14 protein-coding genes are annotated in these 14,811 nt (G+C 62.0%); 10 read left to right on the forward strand and 4 right to left on the reverse strand.

What is annotated here, in order from left to right:
• Nucleotides 1-7: 7 nt before the first annotated feature.
• From B0919_RS07820 to B0919_RS07860, 9 genes are all read left to right on the forward strand, one after another.
• Nucleotides 8-1,528, forward strand: a complete 1,521-nt coding sequence (locus tag B0919_RS07820; protein WP_078011674.1) for a tagaturonate reductase — start codon at nt 8-10, stop codon at nt 1,526-1,528.
• Between the two features lie 161 nt (nt 1,529-1,689).
• The gene (locus B0919_RS07825) at nt 1,690-3,342 is read left to right on the forward strand and encodes a UxaA family hydrolase (protein ID WP_078011675.1); all 1,653 of its coding nucleotides are present in this window, start codon (nt 1,690-1,692) and stop codon (nt 3,340-3,342) included.
• A 145-nt stretch (nt 3,343-3,487) separates the two neighbouring features.
• A complete protein-coding gene (gene uxaC, locus B0919_RS07830) occupies nt 3,488-4,927 on the forward strand; it encodes a glucuronate isomerase (protein WP_078011676.1) in 1,440 nt (479 codons plus the stop codon).
• 248 nt (nt 4,928-5,175) lie between these two features.
• The gene (locus B0919_RS07835) at nt 5,176-6,192 is read left to right on the forward strand and encodes a sugar kinase (RefSeq protein ID WP_078011677.1); all 1,017 of its coding nucleotides are present in this window, start codon (nt 5,176-5,178) and stop codon (nt 6,190-6,192) included.
• A gap of 24 nt (nt 6,193-6,216) precedes the next feature.
• Entirely contained in the window at nt 6,217-6,894 is a 678-nt protein-coding gene (locus tag B0919_RS07840) for a bifunctional 4-hydroxy-2-oxoglutarate aldolase/2-dehydro-3-deoxy-phosphogluconate aldolase (RefSeq protein WP_254846511.1), read from the forward strand.
• A 6-nt stretch (nt 6,895-6,900) separates the two neighbouring features.
• Nucleotides 6,901-8,265, forward strand: a complete 1,365-nt coding sequence (locus B0919_RS07845) for an MFS transporter (protein ID WP_078011679.1) — start codon at nt 6,901-6,903, stop codon at nt 8,263-8,265.
• Between the two features lie 140 nt (nt 8,266-8,405).
• Nucleotides 8,406-8,903, forward strand: a complete 498-nt coding sequence (locus tag B0919_RS07850) for a nuclear transport factor 2 family protein (RefSeq protein ID WP_078011680.1) — start codon at nt 8,406-8,408, stop codon at nt 8,901-8,903.
• 252 nt (nt 8,904-9,155) lie between these two features.
• The gene (fbp, locus tag B0919_RS07855) at nt 9,156-10,208 is read left to right on the forward strand and encodes a class 1 fructose-bisphosphatase (protein WP_078011681.1); all 1,053 of its coding nucleotides are present in this window, start codon (nt 9,156-9,158) and stop codon (nt 10,206-10,208) included.
• Between the two features lie 339 nt (nt 10,209-10,547).
• Nucleotides 10,548-11,066, forward strand: coding sequence for a DinB family protein (locus B0919_RS07860; protein ID WP_078011682.1), 519 nt, complete (start codon nt 10,548-10,550; stop codon nt 11,064-11,066).
• On the opposite strand, the gene B0919_RS25180 is transcribed toward B0919_RS07860, so the two are convergent.
• The 3 genes from B0919_RS25180 to B0919_RS07870 form a co-directional block, all read right to left on the reverse strand.
• Complete coding sequence (locus B0919_RS25180) at nt 11,059-11,229, reverse strand: hypothetical protein (RefSeq protein WP_176132920.1); 171 nt, start codon at nt 11,227-11,229, stop codon at nt 11,059-11,061. The two genes, B0919_RS07860 and B0919_RS25180, sit on opposite strands and share 8 nt — an antisense overlap.
• A gap of 59 nt (nt 11,230-11,288) precedes the next feature.
• Entirely contained in the window at nt 11,289-12,173 is an 885-nt protein-coding gene (locus B0919_RS07865; protein ID WP_078011683.1) for a pirin family protein, read from the reverse strand.
• 289 nt (nt 12,174-12,462) lie between these two features.
• Nucleotides 12,463-12,828 carry a hypothetical protein gene (locus B0919_RS07870; protein WP_078011684.1) on the reverse strand — a complete coding sequence of 122 codons (366 nt, stop codon included), beginning with the start codon at nt 12,826-12,828 and terminating at the stop codon, nt 12,463-12,465.
• Between the two features lie 149 nt (nt 12,829-12,977).
• On the opposite strand from B0919_RS07870, the gene B0919_RS07875 reads away from it, so the two are divergent.
• On the forward strand, nt 12,978-13,808 hold the full coding sequence (locus tag B0919_RS07875) for a ThuA domain-containing protein (protein WP_078011685.1): 831 nt from the start codon (nt 12,978-12,980) through the stop codon (nt 13,806-13,808).
• 125 nt (nt 13,809-13,933) lie between these two features.
• On the opposite strand, the gene B0919_RS07880 is transcribed toward B0919_RS07875, so the two are convergent.
• Nucleotides 13,934-14,314: a hypothetical protein gene (locus tag B0919_RS07880; RefSeq protein WP_139361975.1), complete on the reverse strand. Its 381-nt coding sequence runs from the start codon at nt 14,312-14,314 to the stop codon at nt 13,934-13,936.
• Nucleotides 14,315-14,811 lie beyond the last annotated feature (497 nt).

The following is a 14,811-nucleotide window of genomic DNA, read 5'->3' on the forward strand; positions in this document are numbered from 1 at the left end:
ACCACCCATGAGCTACTTGTCTCGCAACATCGCACTGGCCGAGGCCAGCCCGGCCGTTTCATTGCCGGAGGCGGCCCTGCTGGCCCTGCCCGAGAAGGTTTTGCAATTCGGTACCGGCGTGCTGCTGCGCGGCCTGCCCGACTACCTCATCGATAAAGCCAACCGCCAGTGCATCTTCAACGGCCGCGTGGTGGTGGTGAAGTCCACCGACGGCGGCGACATCAACGCCTTCACCCGCCAGGACGGGCTGTACACGCTCTGCATCCGCGGGGTGGAAGACGGTCAGCTGGTGGAGGAAAACGTGGTCAGCTCGGCCATCAGCCGGGTGCTGTCGGCCAAGAGCCAGTGGGCCGAGGTGCTGCGCTTCGCCCAGACGCCCGACCTGCAGGTGGTCATCAGCAACACCACGGAAGTGGGTATTCAGCTGGTAGCCGACGACGTGCGTCAGTCGCCGCCGGTGAGCTTCCCCGGCAAGCTGCTGGCCGTGCTCTACGTGCGCTGGAAAGCCTTTAAGGGCGACAAATCGAAGGGTTTGGTTATCGTGCCCACCGAGCTGGTGCCCGACAACGGCAGCAAGCTCGAAGCCATTCTGCTGGAGCTGGCGCACCGCAACGAGCTGGAAGCCGACTTCATCGACTGGCTGGAGACGGCCAACACCTGCTGCAACTCGCTGGTGGACCGCATCGTGCCGGGCCGCCCCGACGTGGGCGCCTACAACGCCCTGACCGAGGAACTGGGCTACGACGACGACTTGCTGACCATGTCGGAGTGCTACCGCCTCTGGGCCATCGAAGGCGACGAGAAGGTGCGCCAGGTGCTGTCCTTCGGGCAAGCCGACAAAGGCATCATTATTCAGCCCGACATCAACCAGTTCCGCGAGCTGAAGCTGCGCATGCTCAACGGCACGCACACCTTGAGCTGCGGCCTGGCTTTCCTGAGCGGCTTCGAGACGGTGCGCGGCGCCATGGAAGACGACGTGATGGGCCAGTTTATCAGCCGCCTGATGGTGGACGACCTGCGCCCCGGCATCCCGTACAAAATCGACGAAACCGTGGCCCGCGACTTCGCCCGTCAGGTGCTCGACCGTTTCCGCAACCCCTTCATCGAGCACCGCTGGCTGGCCATCACGCTGAACTACACGGCCAAGATGCAGATGCGCAACGTGGCCACGCTGGTGAAGTACTTCGAGCTGCATAAGCAGGTGCCGCAGTGCGCTGCCCTGGGCTTCGCGGCCTACCTGCTCTTCATGCGCGCCACCCACCAGCAGGACCATACGTGGTACGGCGAGCTGAGCGGCGAAACCTACCCCATTCAGGACGAAAAAGCGGGCTACTTCGCCGACCTCTGGCAGCGCCTCGCACCGGCTGAGCTGGTAAGCACCGTGCTGCATAACCAGGCCCTGTGGAACCACGACCTGACCGCCCTGCCGGGCTTCAGCAGCGCCGTGACCGGCTACCTGCAGCAGATGCTGGAGGATGGCGTGTACGCCACCGTCGCCAAGCACCTGCGGAGCGAAGTGACGGCCTAGTTTGTTGTAAGGAGAAAGACCCTCAAATGTAGCCCGTCATGTCGAGCGAAGCCGAGACATCTCGCTCGATAGTGACTTCCTCGTTGAACAGAAAACAGTATCCGACGTCAGCACGCGAGATTCCTCGACTTCGCTCGGAATGACGTTCTGGAGAAACCAATATGAAACACCTAGTAGCCCGAATCCACCCCCACGACAACGTACTCGTCGCCCTGCAGGACCTGCCGGCTGGCACCACCATTCCGTGGGGAGATAGCGCCATCAAGACCGTCGCCGCCATTCCGGCCAAGCACAAGCTGGCCATGCAGGACTTTCAGGTCGGCGACTCCGTGACCATGTACGGCGTGCTCGTGGGCAAAATCCGCGAGGCCATTCCGCAGGGCGGCCTGCTCACCACCTCGAACATCAAGCACGCCACCAACTCCTACGACGAGCAAGGTGCCCAGCGGGCTTCGTGGCCGGTGCCGAACGTGGAGCAGTGGCAGGACCGCACCTTCATGGGCTTTCACCGCTCCAACGGGCAGGTGGGCACGGCCAACTACTGGCTGGTGATTCCGCTGGTGTTCTGCGAAAACCGCAACATCCAGGTGCTGGAAGAAGCCCTGGTGAATGACCTCGGCTACGCCCGCAAGAAAAGCTACCAGCCGCAAACGCAAGAGCTGATTCAGCTGATGCAGGCCGGCAAGTCGGTCGAGGAAATCCTGCAGGCCGACCTGCAAACCGCCCTGGAGGCCCACCAGAAGCCCAAGCTGTTCCCGAACGTGGACGGCGTGCGCTTTCTGACCCACGAAGGCGGCTGCGGCGGCATCCGGCAGGATGCCCAAACGCTCTGCGGCTTGCTCGCGGGCTACATCACCCACCCGAACGTGGCTGGCGCCACCGTGCTCAGCCTGGGTTGCCAGAACGCGCAGGTGTCGATGCTGCAGGACGAAATCCGCAAGCGCGACGCCAACTTCGACAAGCCGCTCTACATCCTGGAGCAGCAGAAAATCGGCACCGAGGAAAATCTGGTGAGCACCGCGCTGCGCCAGACCTTCGCCGGGCTGATGCTGGCCAACGCGCAGCAGCGCCAGCCGGCGCCGCTGAGCAAGCTGTGCATCGGCCTGGAGTGCGGCGGCTCGGACGGCTTCTCGGGTATCTCGGCCAACCCCGCCGTGGGCCACGTGTCCGACATGCTGGTAGCCCTGGGCGGCTCGGTTATTCTGGCCGAATTCCCGGAGCTGAACGGCGTGGAGCAGGAACTGGTGGACCGCTCGGTCGACAAAGAAACCGCCGAGCGGTTCAGCTCGCTGATGAAGGCCTACAGCGACTCCGCCGTGGCCGTCGGCTCGGGCTTCGACATGAACCCCTCGCCCGGCAACATCCGCGACGGTCTGCTGACCGACGCCATGAAATCGGCCGGCGCCGCGCGCAAGGGCGGTTCTTCGCCTGTGGTAGCCGTGCTCGACTACCCCGAGCCGGTGACCAAGCCCGGCCTGAACCTGCTCTGTACCCCCGGCAACGACGTGGAATCGACCACGGCCGAAGTGGGCTCGGGCGCCAACGTGGTGCTCTTTACCACCGGCCTGGGCACGCCCACCGGCAACCCCATTGCCCCCGTGGTGAAGATTGCCACCAACACCCCGCTGGCCAAGCGGATGCCCGACATCATCGACATCAACACCGGCACCGTCATCGACGGCGAGGAAACCATCGAGCAGGCCGGGGAGCGGATTCTGGACTACGTCATTCGGGTAGCCAGCGGCGAGGAAGTAGCCGCCGTGCGCCACGGCCAGACCGATTTCATTCCCTGGAAACGTGGCGTTTCGCTGTAGTGAACTGGCCGCTTCGTAACCGTTTGCGTGAATAAATGCGGTGGCGAAGCGGCCCGCTTCACCCAATGCTTACCCGGGTTAAATACATTTATCGACCCACCGAGCCGGTGCTTCCCGGAGCCCGCGGCTTTGCTCTGAATACCCTATGAAAGCTTTCCTGAACGACGATTTTCTGCTGCAAACCGCCACGGCGCGCACGCTCTACCACGAGTATGCCCGACAGATGCCCATCATCGACTACCACAACCACCTGCTGCCCGACCAGATTGCCGAAGACAAGCAGTTCGACAACCTGACGCAGATCTGGCTCTACGGCGACCATTACAAGTGGCGCGCCATGCGCACCAACGGCATCGATGAGCGCTACATCACGGGCGACGCGTCGGACTGGGAGAAGTTTGAGAAGTGGGCCGAGACGGTACCGCAGACCCTGCGCAACCCGCTCTACCACTGGACGCACCTGGAGCTGCAGCGCTACTTCGGCGTGACGGAGCTGCTCAACAAGGAGTCGGCCCGCCGCATCTACGACCACTGCTCGGCCCTGTTGCGCACGCCTGAGTACTCGGTGCGCGGCCTGCTGAAGAAGATGAACGTAGCCACGCTCTGCACCACCGACGACCCTTCGGATTCGCTGGAGCACCACCGCGCCATTGCCGCCGACCCCTTCGGCGTGCAGGTGCTGCCCACCTTCCGCCCCGACAAAGCCATGTCGCCGGAAGATGCCGCCGCCTACAATGCCTACCTGGATAAGCTGGGCACCTCGGCCGCCGTGGACATCCTGAACTACCAGGACCTGCAAACGGCCCTGCGCGTGCGCCACGACTACTTCGCCGCCCTGGGCTGCCGCCTGTCGGACCACGGCCTGGAGCAGATCTACGCCGCTGATTACACCGACGCCGACATCAGCCGCATCTTCGCTAAAGTGCGCGGCGGCGAGACGCTGGAGCGCGCGGAAGTGCTGCAGTTCAAGTCGGCCATGCTGGTGTTCCTCGCGGAGCTGGACTGGGAGAAAGGCTGGACCCAGCAGTTTCACCTCGGCGCCCTGCGCAACAACAACGCCCGCATGCTGCGCCAGCTCGGCCCCGACACCGGCTGGGACTCCATCGGCGACTTCCAGCAGGCCCCGGCCCTCGCGAAGTTCCTCGACCGCCTCGACACCCAGGACAAGCTGGCCAAGACGATTCTCTACAACCTGAATCCCTCCGACAACGAGCTGTTTGCCACCATGATCGGCAACTTCCAGGACGGTTCGGTGGCCGGCAAGATGCAGTTCGGCTCGGGCTGGTGGTTCCTCGACCAAAAGGACGGCATGGAGCGGCAGATCAACGCCTTGTCGAACATGGGCCTGCTGAGCCGCTTCGTGGGCATGCTCACCGACTCGCGTAGCTTCCTCTCGTACCCGCGCCACGAGTACTTCCGCCGCATCCTCTGCAACATGCTTGGCAACGACGTGGAGAACGGCGAGCTGCCGGCCGATATGGCGCTGCTCGGCACCATGGTGCAGAACATCTGCTACGGCAACGCCAACGAGTACTTCGGCTTCCAGCCGGTGGCCGCGGCCGCCTCGGTAGCTGCCGAAGCTTAGGACTTCCAGACACCGGCAACGTTTACGGCAACGTTGCCGGTGTTTTTATGGGGCGCAAACGATTGTTCCGCCCCGGTTCCTGCCGACCTTGTCTAAACGACGGTGCCGCCCGTGGCGCGGAGTGCTATTCCGCGTGGCCACGCAGGCGCCAATGACCACTCGCGCTGCTAAGCTAGGTGGTGCAGTCCCCAATGGCGGCGTAAGGCTGCCCGCGGAGTAGTACTCCGCGCCACTCTCTTCACCCTGAAATGAAGCAAATCGTTACGTTCGGCGAAATCATGATGCGGCTCTCGCCGCCGTTGAACTACCGTTTGGAGCAGGCAAATGAGCTGGAAGTAACCTACGGCGGCGGCGACGCTAACGTGGCCGCTTCCCTGGCCTGCCTGGGCCTGCCCGCCGCCCACGTCACCTGTTTCCCCGACCACCAACTGGGCCGCGCCGCCACCCAACAGTTCCGCCGCCTGGGTGTGGACATGAGCCGCGTGGTGTACACGCCGAACACCCGTCTGGGCCTGTACTTCCTGGAAGTGGGCTCGGCCCTACGCGCCAGCACCATTGTCTACGACCGATTCGACTCGGCCTTCGCCAAGCTCGACCCGGCTGCTTTCGACTGGGAAGAAATCCTGAAGGACGCCCAGTGGTTTCACTGGACGGGCATTACCGCCGCCATTTCCGCCTCGGCGGCCCAGGCCTGCCGCGACGCCATCAAGGTGGCCCGCCGCCTTGGCATCACCGTGTCGGCCGACGTGAACTACCGCCGCAACCTGTGGCAGTACGGGCAGCGCGCCCAGGACGTGATGCCGGAGCTGGTGGAAGGCTGCGACGTGGCCGTGTGCTCGGAGGGCGACGCGGAGGATTTGTTCGGCATTCAGGCCGATGCGGAGTGCGAAAACAGCTTCGAGTGCATGGCGCAGAAGCTCATGCAGCGCTTCCCCCAAATCAAGCAGGTAATGGCCACGCGCCGCCAGACGCAAAGCGCCTCGCACGAGCGGATTCAGGGCATGCTGGTCGATGCCGAGCAGGGCTACCTCGAAACGCAGTTCTACGACATCGCCCCCGTGGTGGACCGCATCGGCGGCGGCGACGCCTTCATTGCCGGCTTCATCTACGGCAAGCTCAAACTCGCCTCGGCCGAGCAGGCGCTGAGCTTTGCCACGGCGGCCTCGGCGCTGAAGCACACCATTCACGGCGACGTGAACCTGGCCACCGTGGCCGAAGTGGAGCACATTATGGCCGGCAACACCACCGGCCGCCTGCTCCGATAACCCACCCTAACCCCACCCATCCGTATGTCCTTCGCTACTGATAACGCTCCGAAAATGGCCTCGAAAGAGGTGCTGAGCCGCGTGCTCGACGCACCGGTCATTCCGGTGTTCTACCACGCCGACGTGGAGCACGCTAAGCGCATCATCGGGGCCAGCTACGCCGGCGGCATCCGCGTGTTCGAATTCACCAACCGCGGCGACAACGCCTTCGAGGTGTTCACCAAGCTGCGCGAATTCGTGCGCGAGACGTACCCCGACATGCTGCTGGGCATCGGCACCATCTACAACGCCAAGGACGCGGAGGCCTTCATCCTGGCCGGCGCCGACTTCGTGGTGCAGCCCATCACCACCGCCGACGTGGCCGCCATCTGCCGCCACTACGACATTGCGTGGGTGCCCGGCGTGATGACGCTGAACGAAATCTTCCACGCCACCCGCCTCGGCGCGGCTATCGTGAAAATCTTCCCCGGCAACGTGGTCGGCCCCGACTACGTGAAGGCCGTGCACGGCCCCATGCCCAAGGTGAAAATCATGGTGACGGGTGGGGTGGAGCCCACCACCGAAAGCCTGGGCGCCTGGTTTGGTGCCGGCGTAAGCGCCGTGGGCATGGGCTCGCAGCTCTTCAAGAACTCCGACGACCTCGACGCCCTGTCGGCCCGCATTGCCGAGCTGATGGCTTTCGTGAACACCCTGAAAAAGTAAGCGCCGATGCCAACGACCACTCCCACCTCGGTAGAACGGCCCGCCGGAGCGGCGCTGAACGCCGGGCCCATCGGTAAGTACCGTTGGACCATCTGCTCCCTGGTGTTTTTCGCCACCACGGTCAACTACCTCGACCGGGCGGTGATTTCGCTGCTGAAGCCCTACCTCGAAACCGAGTTTAAGTGGACCGACGCCGACTACGCCAACATTGAAATTGCCTTCAAGTTTGCCTACTCGCTGGGCATGCTCGGTGTGGGCCGCGTCATCGACAAGCTCGGCACCAAGCTGGGCTATGCCCTGTCGACGTTCCTGTGGAGCCTGGCCGCCATCGGCCACGCTTTCGTGAGCAGTACCTTCGGCTTCAGCGTAGCCCGTGCCTTCCTGGGCGTGACGGAGGCCGGCAACTTCCCGGCGGCCATCAAAACCACCGCCGAGTGGTTTCCGCAGAAGGAGCGGGCCCTGGCCACGGGCATCTTCAACTCCGGCTCGAACGTGGGCGCCATCATCGCGCCGCTCACCGTGCCGCTCATCGCCGAAACCATCGGCTGGCAGTGGGCTTTCATCATCACCGGCGCCCTGGGCTTCGTGTGGATGGTGCTCTGGTTTATGCTCTACGAGGTGCCCGCCAAGCACGCCCGCTTGACCAAGGCGGAGTTTGAGTACATCCACAGCGACGTGGACGACCTGGCCGCAGCCTCCATTGAGACGCAGCCGAAAGTGTCGTGGTTTAAGCTGCTGACCTTCCGCCAGACCTGGGCCTTCGTGCTCGGCAAGTTCCTGACGGACCCGATCTGGTGGTTCTACCTGTTCTGGTTGCCCGACTTCCTCAACAAGCAGTACGGCCTGAAGGGCACCGACATTGCCTTTCCGGTGGCTATGGTCTACATCCTGTCCAGCGTGGGCAGCGTGGGCGGCGGCTGGATTCCGATGAACTTCATCAAGAACGGCTGGGCACCCTTCAAGGCCCGCAAAACCTCGATGCTGCTCATTGCCCTGTGCGTGTTCCCCATCGTGTTTGCCCAATACCTCGGGCAGATCAACATGTGGCTGGCCGTACTCGTCATCGGCATTGCGGCGGCGGCTCACCAGGCCTGGAGCGCCAACATCTTCACCACCGTGTCGGACATGTTCCCCAAGCGGGCCGTGGCCTCGGTGACGGGTATCGGTGGCATGGCCGGCGGCCTGGGCGGCATTTTGCTCTCGGCCCTGGTGCAGAAGCGCATGTTCGTGTACTACGAGAGCATCGGGGAGAAGGAAACGGCCTACTTCATCATGTTCCTGATCTGCGGTGGCGCTTACCTGCTGGCCTGGCTGATCATGCACTTCCTGGTGCCGCGCATGAAGCCGATCAACCTCGACGGACAGGCGTAGGAATAAAAGAACGTCGTGTTGAGCGAAGTTGACGCAGTAGAGATGCTTCGACTTCGCTCAGCACGACACTAGTCTCGGCCATCAGCACGCGAGATGTCTCGACTTCGCTCGATATATCGGCCTTTAGTCATCATCACCCCATGAAACGAATCTTCTCCTTTCCGCTTGCCGCGCTGCTGATCCTGGGGCTGGCGGCCTTCACCACCATTCAGGGCAAAGACGGCAAGCCCAACGCCAAGGACGCTGCGGCGGCCAAGGAAGTAGAAGCCCTGGAACGCCAGCGCTTCGAGGCGCAGGTGAAGAAAGACTATGCCTTTCTGGAAAAGGTCTTTGCCGACGACCTGGTGTACACCCACTCCAACGGCAAGCAGAACGGCAAGCCGGACTACATTCAATCGATTCGCGACGGCAAGAGCGTGTACGACAAGATTGATGTGGAAGCCCTGAACGTGCGCGCCTACAACGACGGCAAAGCCGCCGTGGTGAACGGCACCATCACCATTTACCAGCCCAACAAGCCCGACGGCACGCCCAACATTGCCCACCTCAAGTACGTGGTGGTGCAGATCAAGGACGCGAAGAAAGGCTGGCAGGTAGTGCTGTGGCAGTCGCAGAAGCAGCCCGAAGCCAAGAGCTAACCCCCGAGGCCGACGCCGGTAGATACCGGACCGCTGCCCGCGGAGTGCAGGGGCCTGATCAGCGCTCGGTAGGCGTGCAAGCTACTGGTGCAGCCACCTCTCGCTTCGGGGCAGTAGAGTCCAGAACAGTCATGCTGAGTTAGTTGGAGAACTTGTAACAGGAAATCGGCAACGATTTCGGGCAAGTGACCGTCCAACGGGCTCAGCATGCTGCTTTCCGGGGCGGGGCCTTCTTTTTGCTAATCCCATCTTATGCATACACCCAGTACACCTACTCCCTTACCCGAGCACACCATTGCCAGCCCCGTGGGCACCACCCTGGAGCGCTACATCATGCAGAAGCAGATCGAGTTTCCCTACGCTACGGGGGAACTGTCGCAGCTGCTGCGCGACATTGCCCTGGCCGGCAAAATCATCAACCGCGAAGTAAACCGGGCGGGCCTGGCCGGCATCACCGGCGCCTACGGCCAGCAGAACGTGCAGGGCGAAGACCAGCAGCAGCTCGACGTGGTGGCCAACATCCGCTTCATTCGGGCTCTGCGCAACGGTGGGCAGGCCTGCGCGGTGCTCTCAGAGGAAGAGGACGACATCATCCACACCGGCAACGATCACGGCAAGTACGTAGTGGCCATCGACCCGCTCGACGGCTCTTCCAACATCAACGTCAACGTCTCCATCGGCACCATCTTCAGCATCTACCGTCGCGTGACGACGGTGGGCTCGAAGGCCACGCGCGAGGATTTTCTGCAGGGCGGACGTCAGCAGGTAGCCGCCGGCTATATCCTGTACGGCTCCAGCACCATGCTGGTGTACACCACCGGCCACGGCGTGGCAGGCTTCACCTACGAGCCGTCGTTGGGCGAATTTTTCCTCTCGCACCCCGACATCACCATTCCGCAGGACGGCAGCACTTTCTCCTGTAACGAAGGCTACTGGTTTGAGTACCCCGAGTGCGTGCGCACCTACCTCATGGACTGCAAGCGCCAGCGCTTCGCCGGCCGCTACGTGGGCTCGTTGGTGGCCGATTACCACCGCAACCTCTTTACCGGCGGCATCTACCTGTACCCGCCTACGGGCAAGAATCCCGAGGGCAAACTGCGCCTGCTCTACGAGTGCTATCCGCTGGCCTTCCTGATCGAGCAGGCCGGAGGCAAGGCCCTGGCCGACGGCGGCCCGGTGCTCGACGTAGTGCCTACAGACTTTCACCAGCGCGCGCCCATCTTCATCGGCTCGCCGGCCATGGTAACCGCCTACCAGGCCTGCGCCGACGAGCCCGTGCTGCCGACGACGGCCACCACCGCGTAACAGCTGCTTAGGCTAGCTGCCAAAACGCCCCGCCGCATCCTGCAAGGCCAGGAATGCGGTGGGGCGTTGTCGTTAGGACAAGGATTGTTCAGCAGCTAAAACTAGCTCCCCTCCTCAGCTGAGGAGGAGCTAGGGGTGGTTGACTTTGGATTAGAACGTCCTGCAACAAGCATCCTGTCGAGCGCAGCTGAGACATCTCGCGTGTTGACGCTAGGTAGTAACTTTAACTCTAACCTTTCAACCACCCCCAGCTGAGGAGGGGAGCTAGTTTTAGCCACGTTCCAGGCCTGGAATAGCATGCGCCGCGTAACAACCGTGCTCTAGAGTGGTTGAGCACGCATGAGTACTCTCGATACCCGTGAAGTATGGCTACGTGGGCCGCTGCCCGATATGCCAGCCCTGATGCAGCCCGTAGCCCACGCCCTGCTACAGGCGCAGGAAGAGCTAACGGCAGCCCTGCATAATTTCCCCGTTGAGCTGCTGTGGGAGCGGCCTGCCGGCGTGGCCTCCGTGGGTTTTCATTTGCAGCACCTGACCGGCGTGCTGGGCCGCCTGCTCACCTACGCCCGCGGCGAAGCCTTGAGTGAGGTGCAGCTCGCATATCTGGCAGCAGAGGGGCAGCCGGCAACCGCCGTATCCACCGCTGAACTGCTGGCTGCTTTCGGGCGTCAAGTGGAAGTAAGCCTCCAGCAACTGCGCGCTACCGACCCGGCCACCCTCACCGAAGTGCGTGGGGTAGGGCGGGCGCAGGTTCCGTCCACCGTTATCGGGCTGCTCACGCACGCGGCCGAGCACACCATGCGCCATCTGGGTCAGCTGCTAGTGACGGCGCGGGTACTGCAGCAAGCGGCTAGGTAACGGGCGGCTGATCCTGCTTGCGGGTACGAATAATGCCGATGGCAATAAAGGCCACGCCGGTGCCGATAAAAGCCCGGCTGCGGCGCTTGGCAATGCCCAGGCTCAGGAAAACAATGCCTAAGGCAAACCAGACGAGATTGGCAGAAGGACGCGAGGCGGCCATAGCAACACAAGCTTACGTGAAACGATGGCCGCAATAACCTGAATTTTCGCGCCTTTCGCCTACTCTTCGTCGCTGAACTGGCCCATCTGCCCGCTTTCGGAATCGGCAATGGCCTGCATCAGCTCCTCGTTGGTGTTCATCACGAAGGGGCCGTAGGTGGCCAGCGGCTCCACGATGGGCTGCCCGGCCATGACCAGCACGATGCTGTCCTGCGAGCAGGTAAGCTGCACATCCGGCGCGTCCCAGCCGAGCACTACCAGCTGCTTGGTCTGGGCCGGCCGGGTACCGTTGACCAGTACGTCGCCCGTCACCACGTACAGGCCCACGTTGTAGTCGGCGGGCAGCGTCAGGGTAGTGCTGCTGCCTTCCGGCAGGTGCGCATCCAGCAGGATGAGCGGGGAAAAGGTGTGCGCCGGGCCGGTAATGCCGCCGTAGGTGCCGGCAATAACGCGGATGTGGCCTTCGTCGTCGCTACCCGACACCGGTAGGCTCGGAATAGCCTCGGCCGTCAGGTTCTGGTAGTTGGGCGGAGCCATTTTGTCCTTGGCCGGCACGTTCACCCACAGTTGAATCAGCTCCAGCGTGCCGCCGCGGCGCGAGAATTCCCGCTCGTGCATTTCCTCGTGCAGCAGGCCCGCGCCGGCCGTCATCCATTGCACGTCGCCGGGGCCCAAGTAGCCGCTGTGGCCAGCTGTGTCGCGGTGGGCCAGGTAGCCCTGGTATACCACCGTCACGGTTTCGAAGCCGCGGTGCGGGTGGGGGTGGGCACCGAGCGGGGTATCCGTGGGCTCCACGCGCATGGGACCGGTGTGGTCGAGCAGCAGGAAGGGGCTAAGTTGGCGGATGCGCGACCCAGGCATGGGGCTGGTCACGTCAAATCCGTCGCCGACGAGCTTTTTGGCGCCGTCGATAACCTGAAAGATGCGGCGTAGGGTTGTGGGCATGGTAGGGAGAAGCTTAGGGGCTGAAGGTGAACCGCAGCGTGCGGAAGATGTTCGCCGCAGCCGGTGGAACGCGGGTAATCAGGCAGAGGCAGCCCGCAAGGAACAATCACGCAGTAAGGGCTTCAGGTTGCACGCCCGTACCAATAAGGTTTATAAGACCGTCGGCTGGTGCATAAGGGCCCTGAAGGGCAGAACAAGCTTTCAGCACAAACAAAAACAGGGCATCCGTTGCGGATGCCCTGTTACCTTTTTTCTGCTAAGCCCTTCGGGGCTGATGCTGTCAGGCTGCTTACTGGCCGGTAGTAGTACCGCTGCCAGTGCCCGTAGTAAGGCCGCCCGTGGTGCCGGTGCCGCCGGCGGTGGTAGCGCCGCCCGCGGTGGTCGAGGTGCTGGGCGTGGTGTTGCGCGAAGCTGCGTCGCCGGGAGCCGTCGAGCCGTTGTTGGTCGTGGTCGGGTCGGTGCCTTCGATGCTAGCTGCGCCGTCGGTGGTGCTGGCGCCGCCCTGCTCCGGGCTGGCCGACGAGCCGGGCGTAACCGCCGTCGAATCGGTCGTGGTGGTAGAGGTGCCGGAGTTGCTTTCGGCGCCTTTATTGTCGCCGCAGGAAGCGAAGGTGAATGAAGCGGCCGCCAGGGCGAGGAACAGTACTTTTTTCATGGTGTTGGTTGGGGGTAAGGTAAAGAAAGCAGCCCTTGCGGCATCAGAGCTGGGTTTGATACCGGGTAGGGGGTGGGGGTAACCCATGGAGCGGGAAAGAATAGCTTGAATCACGCTGCTGTTAGCAGGCCTTCTATCTTGCCGGGGCTATGCTATTCTCTCTTCGGCTGCTGCTCGGCCTGATGCTGCTATCTGCTCTGCCAGCCTGGGCGCAGGCAGCCAAGCCGCAGTTTCGCGTCATTGCCTTCTTCACGGCCAAAAACGATTTGGCCCACATCAGCTTTGTGCGCGAGGCCAATCAGTGGTTTCCGCAGATGGCCGCCCGGCACCGCTTCGCCTACGATACCACCAGCAACTGGAACAACCTGAATGCCGCCTTTCTTGCCCGCTACCAGGTGGTCCTGTTTCTGGATACCCGACCCGAAACGCCGGCCCAGCGGGCGGCTTTTCAGCAGTATATGGAGCGCGGTGGGGCCTGGCTGGGCTTTCACTTCACCGCTTTTGCTCTGACGCCCTCGGCCTATGCGCAAAACTGGGACTGGTACCACCGCCAGTTCCTCGGCGCCGATGAGTACGCGGGCAATACCTGGCAGCCCACTGCGGCCATACTGCGCGTAGAAGCGCCACGCCACCCCGCTACTCAGCACCTGTCTACCACCTTCACATCGGCTCCTAATGAGTGGTACAAGTGGACCGCCGACCTGCGCCGCAACCCTGATATCCAAATTCTACTGGCCATTGACTCCAGCAGCTTTCCGCTGGGCACCGGCCCGAAGCCGCACGAAATCTGGCGCGGTGGCTACTATCCCGTGGCCTGGACCAATAAAAAGTACCGCATGGTGTACCTGAACATGGGACACAACGACATGGATTACGAAGGCGGCACCAACCGCACGCTCTCGGCCACCTTCGGCAGCCCGCCGCAAAGCCAGTTTATCCTTGATGCGCTGTTGTGGCTAGGCCGAGGCAAGAAACACTAAGCCCTGTCTTCTTGTCCGCCGGAATTTTTCCTTAGAAAAACAGGGGAAGAAAAAAGCTACGCTTTGGAGGCAGTGCGGAGAGTGGTCAGCACTGGGTATCAGGGCCACAGGCGCGCTATCTGTCTTTAACGGCTCAATACTGCTTGACCTGAGTTCTTCTTTTGATCTATGGCCGCGCCGTTGAGCGCGAAGCTCTTGCTCTTGAGGTAACTGCAGTTGCAGCCCGTCACGCTCTTGGAGACGCCCGTCGTCACATCCAGATCGGTGATGTGGTAGACGGCTGCCGGGGCGCTGGGCACCACCACGTCGAAGCTGCGCACCGTTTGGCCGGCACGGGTAGTGCTGCGGCCGTCGAGGGAGAAGGTCAGGTCGTTGGACGAGCCCGGAAAGTAATTGACGTAAAAGGATTCCAGGCCCAACGGGGAGTTAAAGGGGCGTTGCCGCAACGTATCCAGCACCTGAGTGGCCTCGTTATCGGCGAAGCGTACCAGGTACGCACCTTTCACCTGTGCACGGTAAAAGCCATTGCCGCTAAGGCTGTCGGGGCTGAATTGGAAATTGATTCCGGTCAGGCCTTCGTCGAAACAGTCACAGCAGCTGCTTAGAGCTAGCGCGCTGCCTAAGAGCAGAAAGCTAGCCAAGGAGTAGGGGAGGTGCTTGAAGGATAAATGCATAGAAGCAGATTATGGCTAAAGCCTTTAAGAAGTTGATCAGCTAAAGCTTGGAAACGTTGCATTAGGGTGGAGCTATAAGGTAAATAGTATTGATTCAGGCAGTTTTTTTACTTCTTTATTTCGGTTAATAATTTTATAAATGTTGCTAAGGGCTTGATGGAACCTACGAACTACTTCATCATTAGAAAGGCAGCTATTATCATATAGCGGATTCATGAACGATGTACATGATAACCACAATGGTTGAACCAGGCTTTGGCATCCTTGCTGGAAATCCACTCAACCGCGGTTTGGATAGCCGCCTCCAGTGCTTCACGGGTACGGGCCTG

The sequence above is a fragment of the Hymenobacter sp. CRA2 genome, from assembly GCF_002007105.1.
Classification (GTDB): Bacteria; Bacteroidota; Bacteroidia; order Cytophagales; family Hymenobacteraceae; genus Solirubrum.